This is a genomic window from Rhizobium sp. Root491, assembly GCF_001427205.1.
GTDB lineage: Bacteria > Pseudomonadota > Alphaproteobacteria > Rhizobiales > Rhizobiaceae > Agrobacterium > Agrobacterium tumefaciens.
Window position 1 is genome coordinate 601,577 of the sequence record NZ_LMFF01000001.1, and the last position, 16,484, is coordinate 618,060.

At 59.8% G+C, this 16,484-nt stretch carries 18 protein-coding genes; 5 read left to right on the plus strand and 13 right to left on the minus strand.

Annotated features, from left to right (window positions below; all coding sequences use genetic code 11):
• Nucleotides 1-11 precede the first annotated feature (11 nt).
• Both ASD46_RS03025 and ASD46_RS03030 read right to left on the minus strand, forming a co-directional pair.
• Nucleotides 12-2,360 (minus strand): methyl-accepting chemotaxis protein, encoded by a 2,349-nt coding sequence (locus tag ASD46_RS03025; protein WP_003511949.1) that lies wholly within the window; start codon nt 2,358-2,360, stop codon nt 12-14.
• A gap of 260 nt (nt 2,361-2,620) precedes the next feature.
• Nucleotides 2,621-3,502, minus strand: coding sequence for a branched-chain amino acid aminotransferase (locus tag ASD46_RS03030; protein ID WP_025592748.1), 882 nt, complete (start codon nt 3,500-3,502; stop codon nt 2,621-2,623).
• Nucleotides 3,503-3,895: 393 nt separating this feature from the next.
• On the opposite strand from ASD46_RS03030, the gene tam reads away from it, so the two are divergent.
• The gene (gene tam / locus ASD46_RS03035; RefSeq protein WP_060641846.1) at nt 3,896-4,666 is read left to right on the plus strand and encodes a trans-aconitate 2-methyltransferase; all 771 of its coding nucleotides are present in this window, start codon (nt 3,896-3,898) and stop codon (nt 4,664-4,666) included.
• 108 nt (nt 4,667-4,774) lie between these two features.
• Here tam and ASD46_RS03040 read toward each other — a convergent pair whose 3' ends face one another.
• The gene (locus tag ASD46_RS03040; protein WP_025592744.1) at nt 4,775-5,143 is read right to left on the minus strand and encodes a VOC family protein; all 369 of its coding nucleotides are present in this window, start codon (nt 5,141-5,143) and stop codon (nt 4,775-4,777) included.
• A gap of 49 nt (nt 5,144-5,192) precedes the next feature.
• Nucleotides 5,193-5,903: a helix-turn-helix transcriptional regulator gene (locus ASD46_RS03045; RefSeq protein ID WP_025592742.1), complete on the minus strand. Its 711-nt coding sequence runs from the start codon at nt 5,901-5,903 to the stop codon at nt 5,193-5,195.
• Nucleotides 5,904-6,089: 186 nt separating this feature from the next.
• On the opposite strand from ASD46_RS03045, the gene ASD46_RS03050 reads away from it, so the two are divergent.
• Entirely contained in the window at nt 6,090-6,917 is an 828-nt protein-coding gene (locus ASD46_RS03050) for an aldo/keto reductase (protein ID WP_025592741.1), read from the plus strand.
• Between the two features lie 22 nt (nt 6,918-6,939).
• On the opposite strand, the gene ASD46_RS03055 is transcribed toward ASD46_RS03050, so the two are convergent.
• From ASD46_RS03055 to ASD46_RS03065, 3 genes are all read right to left on the minus strand, one after another.
• Nucleotides 6,940-7,551 carry a LysE family translocator gene (locus ASD46_RS03055; protein WP_025592739.1) on the minus strand — a complete coding sequence of 204 codons (612 nt, stop codon included), beginning with the start codon at nt 7,549-7,551 and terminating at the stop codon, nt 6,940-6,942.
• A gap of 125 nt (nt 7,552-7,676) precedes the next feature.
• Complete coding sequence (locus tag ASD46_RS03060) at nt 7,677-8,483, minus strand: AraC family transcriptional regulator (RefSeq protein WP_025592737.1); 807 nt, start codon at nt 8,481-8,483, stop codon at nt 7,677-7,679.
• Nucleotides 8,484-8,552: 69 nt separating this feature from the next.
• Entirely contained in the window at nt 8,553-9,311 is a 759-nt protein-coding gene (locus ASD46_RS03065) for an SDR family oxidoreductase (protein WP_013635667.1), read from the minus strand.
• A gap of 103 nt (nt 9,312-9,414) precedes the next feature.
• On the opposite strand from ASD46_RS03065, the gene ASD46_RS03070 reads away from it, so the two are divergent.
• Nucleotides 9,415-9,846 (plus strand): winged helix-turn-helix transcriptional regulator, encoded by a 432-nt coding sequence (locus tag ASD46_RS03070; protein WP_013635666.1) that lies wholly within the window; start codon nt 9,415-9,417, stop codon nt 9,844-9,846.
• Nucleotides 9,847-9,855: 9 nt separating this feature from the next.
• On the opposite strand, the gene ASD46_RS03075 is transcribed toward ASD46_RS03070, so the two are convergent.
• Nucleotides 9,856-10,248, minus strand: a complete 393-nt coding sequence (locus ASD46_RS03075; protein ID WP_003511926.1) for a hypothetical protein — start codon at nt 10,246-10,248, stop codon at nt 9,856-9,858.
• Between the two features lie 311 nt (nt 10,249-10,559).
• Between ASD46_RS03075 and ASD46_RS03085 the strand changes: the two genes are divergently transcribed.
• A complete protein-coding gene (locus ASD46_RS03085; RefSeq protein WP_025592733.1) occupies nt 10,560-12,122 on the plus strand; it encodes a helicase HerA-like C-terminal domain-containing protein in 1,563 nt (520 codons plus the stop codon).
• Between the two features lie 64 nt (nt 12,123-12,186).
• Here ASD46_RS03085 and ASD46_RS03090 read toward each other — a convergent pair whose 3' ends face one another.
• A complete protein-coding gene (locus ASD46_RS03090; RefSeq protein WP_013635663.1) occupies nt 12,187-12,537 on the minus strand; it encodes an Atu4866 domain-containing protein in 351 nt (116 codons plus the stop codon).
• 14 nt (nt 12,538-12,551) lie between these two features.
• The gene (locus ASD46_RS03095; RefSeq protein WP_025592732.1) at nt 12,552-13,274 is read right to left on the minus strand and encodes an SDR family oxidoreductase; all 723 of its coding nucleotides are present in this window, start codon (nt 13,272-13,274) and stop codon (nt 12,552-12,554) included.
• A 122-nt stretch (nt 13,275-13,396) separates the two neighbouring features.
• Here ASD46_RS03095 and ASD46_RS03100 point away from each other — a divergent pair, with 122 nt between their 5' ends.
• On the plus strand, nt 13,397-14,293 hold the full coding sequence (locus tag ASD46_RS03100) for a LysR family transcriptional regulator (RefSeq protein WP_025592731.1): 897 nt from the start codon (nt 13,397-13,399) through the stop codon (nt 14,291-14,293).
• A gap of 46 nt (nt 14,294-14,339) precedes the next feature.
• Here the strand turns inward: ASD46_RS03100 and ASD46_RS03105 are convergent, their stop codons facing one another.
• The 3 genes from ASD46_RS03105 to ASD46_RS03115 form a co-directional block, all read right to left on the minus strand.
• A complete protein-coding gene (locus ASD46_RS03105) occupies nt 14,340-15,122 on the minus strand; it encodes a VOC family protein (protein WP_025592729.1) in 783 nt (260 codons plus the stop codon).
• A 100-nt stretch (nt 15,123-15,222) separates the two neighbouring features.
• On the minus strand, nt 15,223-15,711 hold the full coding sequence (locus tag ASD46_RS03110; RefSeq protein ID WP_003511919.1) for a DUF1579 domain-containing protein: 489 nt from the start codon (nt 15,709-15,711) through the stop codon (nt 15,223-15,225).
• A 26-nt stretch (nt 15,712-15,737) separates the two neighbouring features.
• Nucleotides 15,738-16,466, minus strand: a complete 729-nt coding sequence (locus ASD46_RS03115; protein ID WP_025592728.1) for a DUF899 domain-containing protein — start codon at nt 16,464-16,466, stop codon at nt 15,738-15,740.
• Nucleotides 16,467-16,484: the final 18 nt, after the last annotated feature.

The window sequence follows — 16,484 nt, forward strand, 5'->3', positions numbered from 1 at the left end:
CAATCTCGTCCTCAGAACTCGGTCCAGTCATCACCCTTCACGGCCAGCGCGGCATTGCCACGCGAAGCAGTGACCGGGCGGGATCTGGACGGCTGGGAGACGGGTGCGCGTGCGGGGCTTGCCTCTCGCATGTGCCTTGCCGTCTCGCGCAATGCGGAGGTCTGCTGGCCGAGCTGGAACTGCGCCAACAAAGCCTGGAGATTGGCACATTCCTGCGCAAGACCCGCACCGGCCGCATTCATTTCCTCAACCATCGCGGCGTTCTGCTGCGTGGCCTGATCCATGTGGTTGACGGCGGTGTTGACCTCGGAGAGACCGGCGGACTGTTCCTGCGCCGCGGTGGCGATGGCGTCCATATGGGTGTTGACGGACAGTACGAGCTGCTCGATCTCGGAAAGCCCGACGCCAGTATCGGCGACAAGCTTCACGCCCTCACCCACCGCAACGGCTGACGTGTTGATGAGCTGCTTGATTTCCTTGGCGGCCTTGGCGGAACGCTGGGCCAGTTCGCGCACTTCCTGTGCAACGACTGCAAAACCCTTGCCCGCATCGCCCGCCCGCGCCGCCTCGACGCCCGCATTCAGCGCCAGAAGGTTGGTCTGGAAGGCGATTTCGTCAATAACACCGATGATCTGGCCGATCTGGCGCGAGGAATGCTCGATGCGTTCCATGGCGGAAACGGCATCGCGCACCACCTTGCCGGAAAGATCGGCCTTTGCCCTTGCCTCACGCACCGTGTCACGCGCATCGCCTGCCCGCTTGGAGGTGGCCGAAACATTGGCGGTGATCTCTTCCAGCGCGGCAGCGGTCTCTTCCAGAGAGGCAGCCTGCTGCTCCGTGCGGCGGGAAAGATCGTCCGATGCCGACGAAACCTCGTGAGCGCCGCCATTTACCGTCTGCACGGACTGGCCGACACTTGTCAGCGCTTCGCGCAGTTGAACGACCGAGCTGTTGAAATCGTGCCGCAGCGCCTCGAATTGCGGTGCGAACGGCGTGGCGATCTCGCAGACCATGTCGCCGGAAGCGAGACGTCGAAGACCGCCCGCCAGCGAACCCGTGGCCTGATTGAGCCGTTCTTCGGCCTCGGCCTCGGCGCGCTGCTGCAACTCGATGCGGTCCCGCTCGGCCCGCTCGCGGTTGGCCAGGGCTTCGGATTCCAGCTGCCTGTTGCGGATTGCCGCCTCGCGGAAGATTTCCACGGCGCGGGCCATCTCGCCGATCTCGTCGCCGCGTTTTGCGCCGGCGACATCGATCGAAAGATTGCCGCCCGAAAGCTCCATCATCGCGTTGGTCAGGCGGCTGATCGGCCGGGTGACGCGCCCGACGATGACGGCAAGCGACAGGATACAGAGCGCCAGCGTCGCGATGAAGACAACGAGATAGATCATCGCATCGATGAAGGCGTCCTGTTTGGCCTGTGCGGCATTTGCGTCCAGAACATCCATGGCGGCAGAAGCGATTTTCGCGATCGTGCCGAGGTTTTCGGTGACGGTGGTGCGCCAGCTGTCCATGGTGAAGGCAGGCGTGCGACCATTCATGAGATCGTCGATGAGCTTGGCGCGCTGCGTGCTGAAATCGCCCTTGAAGTAAGTCTTGTCCGCCGTGGCGTAGATATCCTTGAGCGATTGCGGCGTCGATTCATGCGTAACCAGATCGCCGGTCGCTTTCCAGGCGAAAGCCGCACCGGCATCGAATGCGCCGAGTTGCTGCATCTCCTGCGCCGTCAGTGGACGGTTCTGGGCAACGGCAGCGTTGAGAATGACGGTGGCGCTGCCGCCAAGGGCACGGGCAGACCAACCGTAAGAGCGCAACTGGATCAAACCGGTCTGACCCTGATCGAGAGAGCGAACAGTGCCTTCAAGCGCCGTCGAGCCCGCCTCGAGCGAGGCGAGGAAATCGCCGCCGAGCGCCATGACCGTCTTGTCGAGACCGCCTTCGCGCCGGTCAAGCGGCAGCGAAACGTTGGCGTCAACCTTCTTTCGCAATTCGACGAACTGCGCGTAGACATCTTTAACGCGCTTCAGCGGTGCCTGAAGCTGCGTGTCTTCAAGCGACGAAGACTGCGTGAGGAATGCCGTCATGGCAGCATCCACCTTCTGGCGTGCGGCCTGCACGCTGGCGACGCTGCCCGTCGATTTCGACGGATCGAGCGTCAGTGCCGTGGCGCTGTCGCCGCGTTCACTGCGGAAATTCAAAAGAGCGTTGAAAAGAAGCTTGTCGAGCGAGACGAGTTGCGCAACCTCTGAAAAGGTGCCGGCGCGATTGGCCGACCGCCACAACTCGTTTCCGACCAAACCGGCCAGCGCGAGGCTGATGGTAAGAAAAAACCCTACAAGTACATTACGAATGCTGAAAGACATCTGGCGGCCCTCGTTAGCCGGAAGGGAAGATGCTGCAAACTACGTGTGGTTTGTCTAAAATTGGATTAAATTCCCCTCAGTTTTCGCGGGAAAATACTGCACTGCAAAAACAAAAGGCCACGGCAAGCCGAACGCCTGCCGTGGCCCTGATCGAAATACGTGTCAGCTTTGCCCACCAGACAGAAAATCACATTCGATTTTCGTCCGTAACGATGCGCAGATCAAAGAGAGTCAGAGCGTCCGGCGGGACGCACGGCGCTCTAGACGTCTGCGCCGAGACGTGCCCAATCCATGTAAAGATCGAGCGCCTTGCGGGCGACCGGGCCTGCCTGCAATGCGCGGTCATCCAGTTTCACAACAGGGGAAACCTTGGAATAATTGCCCGAGCAGAAGATTTCATCCGCCCCGCGGAAATCCTCGACCGACAGGGTCGCTTCGCGCACTTCGAAACCGGCCTGGCGCAGAAGGCTCATCACCCGCGAACGGGTGATGCCGGCAAGGAAGGTGCGGTTCGGAACCGGGGTGAAGACGACGCCGTCCTTGACCATGAAGACGTTGGACGATGCCGATTCAGCGACATTGCCGTTCATGTCGCACATCAGGGCGTTGTCGAAACCGCGTGCACGGGCTTCCAGAATGGCGCGGCCGCTATTGGGGTAAAGGCTACCGGCCTTGGCATCCGTCATCGCGGTTTCCGGTGAAGGACGGCGCAGCGGCGAGACGGTGAGTGTCAGCGATGCGCCGGCATTCATCGGCGCTTCGAAAAGGCACAGCGCAAAACGGGTGGAATTGGCATCGGGCGCGACGACGCTGCCCGGCGAACCGTGTTCTGCCCAATACATCGGCTTGATGTAGATTTCGGTCTTGCCGTCGAATTTATTGACGCCTTCCAGCGCCAATGCCTCGATCTCTTCCGCCGTCATGGTCGGCTTCATGCCCATGTTGGTGGCCGAGCGGTTGACGCGCTGGCAATGCAGATCGAGATCGGGAGCCACGCCATCGAACCAGCGCGCGCCGTCAAACACCGTGGAGGCCAGCCACATGGCATGCGAGGTCGGGCCGATGAGCGGCGGATTGCCGGGCAGCCATTGACCATCAACATAGGTCCAGGTGGTTGATCGGGGTGCGGTATCGACGGTCATGACTGTCTCCTGTCTTGAGCATCTCCGCCTTTCTGCAAAAAGCGAAAGAGCTCCATCTTTTTCGTCCTGCCACATTGCCGCACGCAAAACCGCTCCGCACTTTTGCTGGCAATGCTCTGAAATCGGCGGGAGTGAATGCCTCTGACCGGGTGAGGTCAAGTTTTAATTGCCGCCATGTCTTATTTTGATGGAAAATAACAAATGCATGCCCTGACAAAGACGTTTTGTGAGGCGAAACAAAAGGTTGATGAATAGATCCATCACAATAATTCATGCGTTGGATGATGGCGGGGGGATTTCGCCCATGCGATGCTGGCAGTCTGACGGCGCTTGCAACGCCCCTTACCATTCTTGTTCGCCGATCCGAATGCAACACGTCAGCAGGAGAAAATCATGGCATGGTCCGCCCAGCAATATCTGAAATTTGAAGACGAGCGGACACGCCCGGCAAGGGATCTTCTGGCGCAGGTGCCGCTGGAGCGCGTGCTGAACGGTTACGATCTGGGCTGCGGCCCGGGCAATTCCACCGAGCTTTTGACCGATCGTTACGGCGTCAACGTCATCACCGGCATCGACAGCGACGACGACATGCTGGAAAAGGCGGCGGACCGGCTGCCCAACACCCGTTTCGGCAAGGCCGATCTCGGCAACTGGCGGCCCAGCCAGAAGGCGGACCTGCTTTATGCCAATGCGATGTTCCAATGGGTGCCGGATCATCTTGCCGTTCTTTCGCAGCTGATGGACCAGCTGGAAAGCGGCGGCGTTCTTGCCGTGCAGATGCCTGACAATCTGCAGGAGCCGACACATCGCGCCATGGAGGAAACGGGAGCAGACGGCCCCTGGAAGGACAAGTTTGCGGATGGCAAATTACGCCGCAAACCCCTGCCCGCGCCATCAGCCTATTTCGATGCGCTGACACCGAAATCCGCGCGGGTGGATGTGTGGCACACCATCTACAACCACCCCATGAAGGATGCGGAAAGCATTGTGGAATGGGTGAAGGGCACGGGTCTGCGCCCCTATCTTGCCGCCGCCGGCGAGGAACACCGCGAGGCCTTCCTCAACGACTATACCAGGCGCATCGCAGCCGCCTATCCGCCCATGGCAGACGGCCGGCTGCTGTTGCGTTTTCCGCGCCTGTTCGTGGTGGCGGTGAAGAAGTAGCGTAGTTTTCGCCTCCCCTCATTCCTGTGCCTGTCACAGGAATGAGGAGAGCTTAGAGTACGACATGGCTACGGCACTATTTAGCCAATCGGCCTCAACGCATTATCTCTAACCCGCGAAGGCGTAGACCCTCAGACGATGGCCGTCGGGGTCGGCCGCTGTGAATGTGTAGCCGAAGTCCATCGTGCCGGGCTGCTGCAAAATGGCGATGCCCTTTGTCTTCCAGTCGGCGAAGGCTTCATCCACCTGCGCATCACTTTCGACGCGGAAGGCAAGCTCGCCGCCACCGCCCCCGACCGATGCCTTCGGCTCCACCGTATGCCTTGACCAGAGGCCGAGCTTCATGCCGTTTTGAAGCACGAAAAGGGAGAATGTCGGAGAGGCTTCGACCGGCTCTGCGTGAAGCAGGGCTTTATAAAATTCCGTGCTGGCCGGCGGGTTGTCGACGTAGAGAATGGTGAAATCGGGGTGGGTCATGGCTGTTCTCCTTGAGTTGCGGATGAACAGGTTCTAGACCCCCGTGCTGTCAGTTTTTGTCAGCATGACTTTGTTGCCGTCGCTTTTTTTCCCGCTCGCGCCAGTCCTTCAGCAGGGAATGGCGGCGGCGGGGATAACGCTTGTCCAGAGGGTTGAAGCTCTCGATGCGGTCGGCCCGGAAACTGCGGAAATCCTGCCGCGTCTCGCACCATGCCAGCACCACCCGCACCAGATCGAAAAAAGCGAGCGCGAAGGGCCAGATCACCCGCTCCGTCAATTCACCCTTCTCGTCGCGATAGGTCATCACGACCTTGCTCTCCTTGCGAATAATATCGCGAATGGCGGCGAGATCGACGTGGATGGTGGCCATGGCCTGCCCGGGGCCGACAAGCAGGGTGGAATTATCGAGTTCCTCACGCAGGGCATCGGGCAAAACGGCGGCGATCTTGACGAGTGCTGCGCGGGCGGCCTGCGCCAACCCCTCATCGGCACGGCCCGCGACCCATCGCGACCCGAGCACAAGCGCCTCGATCTCCTGCTGCGAAAACATCAGCGGTGGCAGCAAAAAACCGGGACGCAGCACATAACCCACACCCGCCTCGCCCTCGATGTCAGCACCCTGCGCCTGAAGCGTTGCTATATCGCGGTAAAGCGTGCGCAGGCTGACGCCGGTTTGCGCGGCCAGCGCCATACCGCTGACCGGCATGCGGTGGGCGCGCAGGATCTGCAACAGATCAAGAAGCCGTTGTGAGCGCGACACGCGTGGTTCCTCCACATTCCGATCATGCCATCTACGACGTTTCACCATCGACTGGTAGCCTCGCGCACATCGCCTCGCAATGGCGAGACGCTTGAAACCAATGGCGCGGACACCAGTTAATAAAAGACCGATTCCCCATCCGGCAGTCCTTGCCGGCCATGTTTGCAATAAACAGGAGAGACATGCATGTATGACGTCAACGCGAATGGCGCGAACATTCCCGCCCTCGGTTTCGGCACCTTCCGCATTCCGGAAGAGGATATCAGGCGCATTTTGCCGGAGGCGCTGAAACTTGGTTTCCGCCATGTCGATACGGCGCAGATCTACAAGAATGAAGGTGCGGTTGGCGAAGTGATCGCGAAGTCCGGCATTTCCCGGCACGATATTTTCCTGACCACCAAGGTCTGGGTGGACCGCTACCGCCACGCTGATTTTCTCGCCTCCGTCGATGAAAGCCTGCAAAAGCTGAAGACGGATTATGTCGATCTCCTGCTGCTGCACTGGCCGAAAAGCGATGTGCCGCTGGCGGAAAGGATCGGCGCGCTGAACGACGTGCGCAAGGCCGGAAAGGTGCGCAATATCGGCATTTCCAACTTCAACGTGGCGCTGACAGAAGAGGCGGTCAAACTCTCCGACACGCCGCTTGCCACCAACCAGATCGAATACCATCCCTATCTGGACCAGACGAAGGTGAATGCGGCAGCGCGCAAACACGGGCTTTCGGTCACTGCCTATTATCTGATGGCGGATGGCAAGGTGCCTGATGATTCGGTTCTGAAGGATATTGGTGCAAGGCACGGCAAGACGGCCGCACAGGTGGCGCTGCGCTGGGCGGTGCAGCAGCCGGATGTCGTGGCGCTTTCCAAGACTGCAACCGAAAGCCGCCTCAAGGAGAATTTCGACATTTTCGATTTTGCGCTCTCGGAAGAGGAAATGCAGGCGATCCACGCGCTTGCCAAACCCGATGGCCGCATCGTCAACCCCGGTCACCTCGCGCCCGACTGGGACGATTGACTGCGTTGAACCCGGTCCGGTCTCACCGCTGCGTCAACGCCAGTTTCGCCCCGAGCGCCACAAACGCGGCGGCGAAACTGCGTCTCAGCCAGGTGAGCATGGCCGGGCGCGCCACAACCTGCCGCCTGACCGAGGCGGCAAAACAGCCGTAAAGCGCAAAGACCAGAAACGTCATGGCCATGAAGATCAGCCCGAGATCGACCATGCGCCACGTCGGAGAAACCTCCTCCGGCGCGATGAATTGCGGCAGGAAAGCAAAAAAGAAGATCGACAGTTTCGGGTTCAGGAGATTGATGAGGATCGCCTCACCGATGACCCGCCCTGCCTTGCGGTGCTCCTGCTTGTCGTCGATCTTCAGCGCCCCATCTTCCCGAAGCGTGTTCCACGCCATGTAGAGCAGGTAGGCGACACCCAGATATTTGATCACGCCGAAGGCAAGGGCGCTCGCGTGCAGAATGGCGGCAAGTCCGGTGATGGCGGCCAGCAGATGCGGCACGATGCCGAGCGTGCAGCCGAAAGCCGCGACGACGCTCGCCTTCGACCCTTGGGACAGGCCGGCGGCCAGCGTGTAAACTACACCTGTTCCGGGCGAAGCGGCGATGATCAGGGATGTGATGAGGAATTCGGGCGTCATGGATTCTGCAAGTCCTGTTGAATGGAGGACAGGAGCTTGACTGTGTCCGACGCGGGGGTCTTGGATGAAATTGCAGCGTTGAGGCTTGGAGGCTCGCGTCTGTAGCCCTATTACCCAAACCTGCCCTACGAAACCGCCGCCCTATACGCCGCAGGCGTCACTCCGAACTGCCTTACGAAAAACCTGTTCAAATGGCTCTGGTCGGAGAAACCGGCGAAAAACGCCACCTCGGCGGGCGGTGCGCCTTTGGCCAGTGCACCCCGTGCCAGATGCAGGCGTCGCTGCAAAAGGTAGCTGTGCGGCGTCAGCCCCGTGGTCTTGCTGAAGGATCGCAGGAAGCGGAACTGGCTCATGCCGGCCTCCTGCGCCAGATCGGTTAGGCGCAATGGCCGGGCAGGATCGTCATCGATCCTGCTTTTCGCCCGTCTTATGCTATCGGGCGCTGCCGTCTCGCGTGGTGTTGCCACCGTTTCCATTGCACCCACGAGCAGCATAAGCAGGGTCTCGTCGCAGCGAAGGGTGTCACCCGGGCGATCAGTTGCCGTCACGGCTGAAAAAAGCACGCGGAACCGGTCCGCCAGAGGCCTCGTATCGACGGGATAGGCGAATTCGAAAAAGCCGTGATCCTTTTCGATGATATCGGCAATGGCGGCCTGCACGATATCGATGTCGAGATAGATCATCCGCCAGGCGCGCCCGCCCTCTCCCAGCGGAATGCCGTCATGAACCTCACCCGGATTGACGGTGATGACATGGCCGGCTTCAGCCTCCACCATGCCGCGCCCGCTCAGCGATTTCTGCGCGCCGCGCTCCACAAGGCCGATGCCGAACTGGTCGTGCATGTGACGTGGAAAAGAGCGGTCGCTATCCGCAACCACGGCAGCAATACCGGGCATGGCGGTTTTCGGCATGAGGAATTGACGGCTGCCCATGAAAAGCTGGCGCTCCCTTTAAAGAGCGTCACGCTATCACAGGCGATGCGTCCGAGACAGGGCCGAGCCTTACGGATGCATGCCGTTGACCATCGAAAACACCTGATCGAAATTGCCGTTCTGCGCGGCGAAACGCAGCGGCTTGCAGCGTTCCACAACCACTTCCTTCTCATCCGGGCGACCGCCAAGAATGTCCATCACTTCCGAAATGAAGGCCTCGAGCGGCATGGCTCTTTCGTCGCTTGCCTGGCCTTCCCCCATCAGCGTCGTCTGCACATAGGGCGGCACGATTTCGATGACCTCAACCGAGGTTTCTTTCAGCTGTTCGCGAAGTGCGACCGAATAGGCATGGATGGCCGATTTGGTGGCGCTGTAGGTTGGGGTGACCACCATGGGCACGAAGGCCAAGCCGGAGGATACCGTCAGCACTGTCGCTTCAGGCTGCTTGAGGAAATGCGGCAGCAACGCCGCCGTCAGGCGAATGGGCGCCAGAAGGTTGGTGGCGATGGTTTCCTCCGCCGTGTCCAGATAGTCCGGGGCCGAGGCGATGTCCTCCGGCCGCATGATGCCGGCATTGTTGATGACGGCGTTGAGCGTCGGATGTGTCTTGATGAGATTGTCGGCGAAAGAGCGGATGCCTTCGGCGTCGGTCGCGTCCATGACCATCGCGGCCATGCCGGGATTGGCGGCCGTTACCTCATCCAGCACATTCTGGCGGCGGCCGGAAATGACGACCTTGTTGCCCAGCCGGTGAAACGCTTCCGCCAGCGCCCGGCCGATGCCGGAGCCGCCACCGGTGATGAGAATGGTGTTGCCTGTCGTTTTCATCGAAAAATCCTTTGCCTGTTGGATGACGGGAAATTAGCGGCTATACTCTCCATTCGTAAGTAGGCACCCAAAAGAATTATACTTACCCAAAGGAGAGTGTAAGATGAAACGGTATGCCGCCGATCCCATGATCGAGAACAGGCGCAAGTCTCCGCCGCCCACGGAAACCGATCCGGTCATCGAGGCGCTGGTTGAGGATATCATCGCGAAAGTGGCGGACAAATGGACGATGCTGATCCTTGAGGTGCTGGAAGAGCATGGCACGCTTCGCTTTACGCAGATCGGCAGGCTGGTCGGCACCATCAGCCAGAAGATGCTGACGAAAACGCTGAGGCAGATGGAAAGCGACGGACTGGTGCGCCGCACCGTGCACCCCGTCATTCCACCGCATGTGGATTATGGCCTCACGTCTCTCGGAGAGACCCTTGGCAGCGCCTTTTGCGGCGTGTGGATATGGGCGGAAACCCACCATGCGGAAATAGAAGAGGCGCGGCGCCGATTCAATGAACAGCCGCCGCGCCCCGCTATCGAATAAAATGTCGCCTTACGCGAACTGGCTGAGGCCCGGAACCGAAGCGATCACCTGATCGACAGTCTCATCGCCCGCGTGCTGGCGAGCAACGGCGATGGTTTCCTTGGCGAGCGTGGTGATTTCGCTCATGCCGATGCCCTGGCTCATCAGTTGCTGGCCGAGACCCATGATGCCGCCGCCGCCGATCGCGCTCATCAATCCGCCCAGCAGACCGCCGCCACCAGCGCCCTCGCCATTATACTGTGCCACGAGATCGCTGGCACCCGGAATGGCTTCGATCATGCGGGCGATCGGACCATCTGCCGCCTCGCGCTGGAGAAAACCCAGAATCATGCCAACAGCCTTTTCGGCCAGCGCAGGGTCTATGCCCGCCTTTGCGGCGATCTGGTCAACGACTTCGTTCATTCTTGCCTCCTGTTGAAAAACGACGCCAACACCGAATAACTGACGTTAACGTCAACGTAAAACAATCTCATGCCGCATTCAAGCGGGCGGCAGGCGGGTGCGGCAACTTTCATGAAGCGGTTTTTCTTCATCGCCATCAAGCAGTTGTTGCGCCTTGAAACTGTCCTTATAAGATCATCACAACCATACTATGAAAAGGCCGCTTTGGCAGTAGCGGCCAGAGGGTGCCGTAAAAGTTCAATTCGGACATGACCATCTTCAAATCGATCGCGATTTAAGGGGCATGCATCAGTCGCAGGAGAAAATGGTCGATGTTGCAGGACGGACAGATCTATATCGGGACCAGCCGCAATCCGGACGACAGCCTGAACAAGGGTGAATATCTGGAGCTGAAATTCGGCAACCGCCACGGCCTGATCACCGGCGCAACGGGCACGGGCAAGACCGTAACCCTGCAGGTTCTTGCCGAAGGTTTCTCGCAAGCCGGCGTTCCCGTTTTCTGCGCCGATATCAAGGGCGACCTTTCCGGCATCGCCGCGCAGGGCGAAGCCAAGGACTGGGTGCAGAAACGTGCCGAACAGATCGGTTTCACAGATTTTTCCTATGGCAAATCGCCGGTGATCTTCTGGGATCTCTACGGTGAAAAAGGCCATCGCGTGCGCGCCACCATTGCCGAAATGGGCCCGCTGCTGCTGGCGCGGCTTATGGATGCTTCGGAAGCCCAGGAAGGCGTGCTCAACATTGCCTTCAAGATCGCCGATCAGGGCGGGTTGCCGCTGCTCGATCTCAAAGACCTGCAATCGCTGCTGAACTACATGGGCGAGAATGCAAGTGCGCTGTCCAGCCAGTTCGGCCTGATTTCCAAGACCTCTGTCGGTTCGCTGCAACGCGGGCTGCTGGTTCTCGAACAGCAGGGTGCCGCAAACTTCTTCGGCGAGCCGGCGCTGAATATTGCCGACATCATGCGCGTCGGCACGGACGGGCGTGGCACGGTTTCGGTTCTCGCCGCCGACAAGCTGATGATGAACCCGCGCCTTTACGCCACCTTCCTGTTGTGGATGCTCTCGGAGCTCTTCGAGGAACTGCCGGAAGTGGGCGACCCGGAAAAGCCGCGTCTGGTGTTCTTTTTCGATGAGGCGCATCTGCTGTTTAACGACGCGCCAAGGGTGCTCGTCGAGCGCGTGGAGCAGGTGGTGCGGCTTATCCGCTCCAAGGGTGTGGGCGTCTACTTCGTGACGCAGAACCCGCTGGACGTGCCGGAAACCGTTCTTGCCCAGCTGGGCAACCGCGTGCAGCATGCGCTTCGCGCCTATACGCCGCGCGAGCAGAAAGCTGTGCGCACCGCAGCCGATACGTTCCGCCAGAACCCCGCCTTCAACACAGCCGACATCATCACCACGCTCGGTACGGGCGAGGCTCTGATTTCGACCCTGCATGACAAGGGCGCGCCCTCCATCGTCGAGCGCACCCTTGTGCGGCCGCCCTCGGGCCGCGTCGGGCCGCTCACCGATGCCGAGCGCAAATTGCTGATGGATACCGGCCCGCTTGCCGGTCAATACGACAGGGATGTGGACCGGGAATCGGCCTTTGAAATCCTCAACGCACGCGCCCAGAAGGCTGCGGAAGCCGAAGCCGCCAAGCGCGCGGAAGAGGAAAATGCCTCCAGCCAGTCCGACAGTGCCTCGGGACGCTGGCGCCTGCCCGGTTTCGGCGACGAGGAACCCACAAAGGCCTCCACCACCGGCGCCCGCAAGACGAGCGGTTATCAGCGCGAAACCGTGATCGAGGCGGCAATGAAAAGTGCCGCCCGCTCGGTTGCCACATCCGTGGGCCGCGCCATCGTGCGCGGCATACTGGGAAGCCTGAAGCGTTAAAACAGATAAGCCGCCCGGCCTCGATCAGCCGGGCGGTTTTTATCCTGTTAGCGTGACGGTTGGTTCACGGCTCGCGATAGAAAATCATGCCGCCGTGGTAGAGCACATCGTCGATGAACTCGCCATCGGCGGTAAAGCCGGTATCATCCCAATAGTCGATATGGTTGCCCCTCACCTCGTAGCGCCCCTGATAGGCGCTTTTGCGTTGGCCGCGCGCCTCGTCGTAGCGGCCATCAGGCAAAAGCTCCTGACGGATATGGCCATCGCCGGTGACCCACATGCCGATATAGGGGTGGCTTTCGGTCTGGGCCATCTTGTCCATATTCCCTTTCACGGCACGATCCTCCTGATGGTGGCCGGTATCGGCGGCGGCCGTTGCGAGTACAAGGGCAAGCGATGTCGAAACAATCTTCATTGGCCCGATCCTCCCTATGCGGCGGTCGGGCGGACGACGATTTCATTGACGTCCACGTCGTCGGGTTGTTCGATGGCATAGCGGACTGCGCGGCCAATGGCGTCCGGCTTCAATGCTATGGCCCGGTAGCTTTGCATCAGCTCCGCAGCGGCCGGATCGGTGATGGTGTCGGCAAGTTCGCTTTCCACCACGCCGGGATGAATGCAGGTGACCCGCAGGTCGCGGTTTTCCTGTCGCAGCCCGTCCGAAATCGCCCGCACCGCAAATTTCGTCGCGCAATAAACGGCAGCCGTGGGCGAAACGGCCAGTGCGCCGATGGAAGCGATGTTGACGATGTGGCCGGAAGCGCGGGCGGTCATCTCAGGCAGAACAGCGGCGACGCCATAAAGCACGCCCTTGATGTTGACGTCGATCATGCAGTCCCATTCATCGACCTTGAGGGACGACATCAACGATAGCGGCATGATGCCGGCATTGTTGACGATGACGTCGATCCGTCCGAACGCCTTGCGTCCCGCCTCGGCAAACTCCTCGACACTCTGCCTTTCCGTGACGTTAAGGGGATGCACGACAACCTCAGCGCCCGTTTGGCGCAGTTCGTCGGCCAAGGCCTGCAAACGGTCCATGCGGCGCGCACCCAGAACCAGTTTCGCGCCTGCAGCGGCAAGTTCTCTGGCGATACCCTCACCGATCCCGCTCGACGCACCTGTTATGAGAATAACTTTGTTCAATGTCATGGCTTTCTCCTTGGCTTTACGGCCCGCTTTTTCGAGAGGAGGCCGTTGCAGGAAAGATAAAGCTTTGCCATTGTCGTGATAATTACCTCAATGATAACCTCCATGGATAGATTTACTAACCAATGAATGTTGATCTCAACGCGCTTTCCACCTTCTGCATGGTTGCCGAGGAACGCAATTTTCGGGCTACGGCGGACAGGCTCGGCGTAACACGGTCAGCCGTCAGCCAGACCATCCGCAGGCTTGAAGAAACGATGGGGATAGCGCTCGTTCAGCGCACAACGCGCAGCGTTAGCCTGACGGAAGCGGGGCAACAGCTTTACGCCGATGTTTCGCCATCCATCGGCAACCTCATGCAAGCGACACAGGCCGCCTCTTCCCTGAGTGGAATGCCTCGGGGGCAATTGCGGCTTGCCGTTTCCTCGATAGCGGAGCGCTTCTTGTCCGGGCCATTGCTGGCGCGCTTTGCTGAAATCCATCCGGAAGTGCAACTCGATATTGTCGTGACGGACGAGGAATTCGATATCGTCGCCGAACACTACGATGCCGGCGTGCGTCTGGGGGAGCTGATCGCGCAGGATATGATTGCCGTTCCGGTTTCCGGGCCGCAGCGGCAGCTCGCCGTCTGTTCCCCGCAATATCGAGATCGCGTCACCTTACCGACGCAGCCGCGCGAACTGATCCATCACAGATGTATCGGCTGGCGGCCTCGTCCGGACGTTGCGCCATATCGGTGGGAATTTGCCGAAAACGGCCGGGAATTCGCGGTCGCTGTCCAGCCGGACTTCACCACCAACGACATGCAGTTGATGATAAAGCTGGCCTGTGCCGGCGCCGGCATCACATTTGGCATGGAAGAGACTTTCCGTCCCTACCTGGAGAGCGGCCAGCTTGTTTCCATGCTGGAGGACCATTCTCCGACTTTTGCGGGTTTTTATCTCTATTATCCGAATCGACGTCATCTTGCGCCGAAGCTCCGCGCCTTTATCGATCACGTTCGGCTACCGAGAAACCGGTAATCTGCCGGAGTAACCTCCGGCAGATCGGTATATCAGCCCAGAAGGGTTACTTCTTCTGCGACAGCAGCGAGAAGAAAGCGCCCTGCGGGTCCTGGCAATTGACGATCCAGCTCTCGCCGGGAACCTCCATCGGGCCGTTGACGACCTTGCCGCCACCGGTGCTGACCCGGGTGATGGCGTCATCGATGCCGTCGACGTTGAAATAATAACCCCAATAACAGGTGGGCGCACCCGCCATGCATTTCATCATGCCGCCGACGACCTTGCCGTTATGGGCGAAGATGCGATACGGGCCCATTTCTGCGCCCATGTCAAAATCATGGTCCTTGGTCCAGCCAAAGACCTCACCGTAAAAGGCTATGGCGTCGTCGACATTGTTGGTGGCAAGTTCGTACCAGCCGACGTGACCCGGCAGGTTCTGCGTCTCCTGCGGAAAACCGCCGGTTTCCATCGGCAGCGGCGTCATGATGCACAGAACCGCACCGGAAGGATCAGCCACCACGGCGAAACGGCCGATCTCCGGGATATCCTGCGGCGGACGCCTGACCGAACCGCCCTTTTCCGCGAAAAGTTTTGCCGTGGCGTCCACATCGTCAACGCCGACATAACCCGTCCAGTTGGGAGGAATACCCTGGCCCTTGTGTTCTTCGGTCAGTTCCATGATGCCGCCCATGCCTTTGCCATCGGCTTCCAGCACCAGATAGGGCATTTCCGGCGAACCGAAATCCTTGGTCTGCCAGCCAGCGACATGACCATAGAAGCGGGCACCCTGCTCCATGTCAGGCGTCATCAGTTCAACCCATATGAATTTTCCGTGTGTATCGGACATTGAATCTCTCCGGGGTTATGGCGTCATTTTTCTGGCGATCGGCTGCCGCAGGACGCGGCAGCGCATTATTCGGCGTGATCGGGCAAATTCCGGCGGGGCGTCATGCCTTACGCTGGAACTCCGATGTCATGAAGGTCTTGAAACTGCCATCCGGCTGCCGGACGCTGCCGGAAAAGCTGCGGTTATTGTCGTCGTGCAGCACCAGCACGTCTCGATAGGTATCGATGCGGCCGGAACCGTCAAAGGCCGGTCCTTCCGCTTCGAGTGTCAGGGTCTTGCCGTCGTCTTCCAGCCAGCCCTTGTAGACCCAGAGATTGGTCATCATCGACCCCACCCAGGTGCCGACGAAATGGCCCTTGGCAGGGTCGAAACCCACGGTGATGACAGCCGTCATCTCCGTCCCGTCAGGCATCTTGCCGGTGCCGTGCCCGATGATCCACAGCCCGCCGATGGAGCTGACGGTTTCGGTGAACCGCTGGGCGGGATCATCGGGATCGTATCCCTCATGCCCGGAACTGGCGGTCATGACCCAGTCGCCGACGATCCTGCCTAGGAACGCGTGTTCCTTCTGCGGCTTGGCATTTTCCATTGTCGTCTCCTCCTCCTCGTCCTATTTCAGTGGCAGCAAGACGCGGCCTTGGGCTCGTCCTCGTACTGGTCGTGCCGGCGCACCCAATCCATTACACCGTCTTCATTACGGCCTTTTGGCACCAGATCGAGCAGCATCAATGTACCGAGCGTCTCTTCCATGCCGCGGGCATAGGCGGAATAGCTATGGTAAATCCTGCCGTCCTCGCCCTTGGCGAAAATGCTGACGCCGTGCAGGTCCTTCAGGTCGCCCATCGGCTCGATCTCACGGTAATTGTAGGTGATCGCCCCGCTCTCGATATCCTCATCACGGAAGGAGGCCTGATAATCATAGTTGAAGTCGCTGCCGTTGGCCGAGACCCAAGGGAATTTCCAGCCCATGCGTTTTTTATAGGCCTCGATCTTTTCGAGCGGTGCGCGCGAGACCGCAACGAAACCTGCATCGCCGTGCTTCAGGTGAACCATCGCACCATCGACATGGTCGGCGAAAAAGGAACAGCCGGTGCAGCCCTCCTCCCAGTCGGGTGCCAGCATGAAGTGGTATACGATGAGCTGGCTGCAATTGCCGAAGAGTTCCTTCAGCGATTTCGGGCCGGACGGCGCGTCGAAAATATAATCTTTCGTCACCTCTTCCCATGGCAATGCGCGGCGCGCCTCGTTCAGCCTGTCGCGCGCGCGGGTCAATTCCTTTTCCTTCACCAGCAGATCGCGGCGGGCCGCAAGCCACTCCTCATTCGAAACGACGGGATGAGACATGATCTTTCCTCCTTGGAT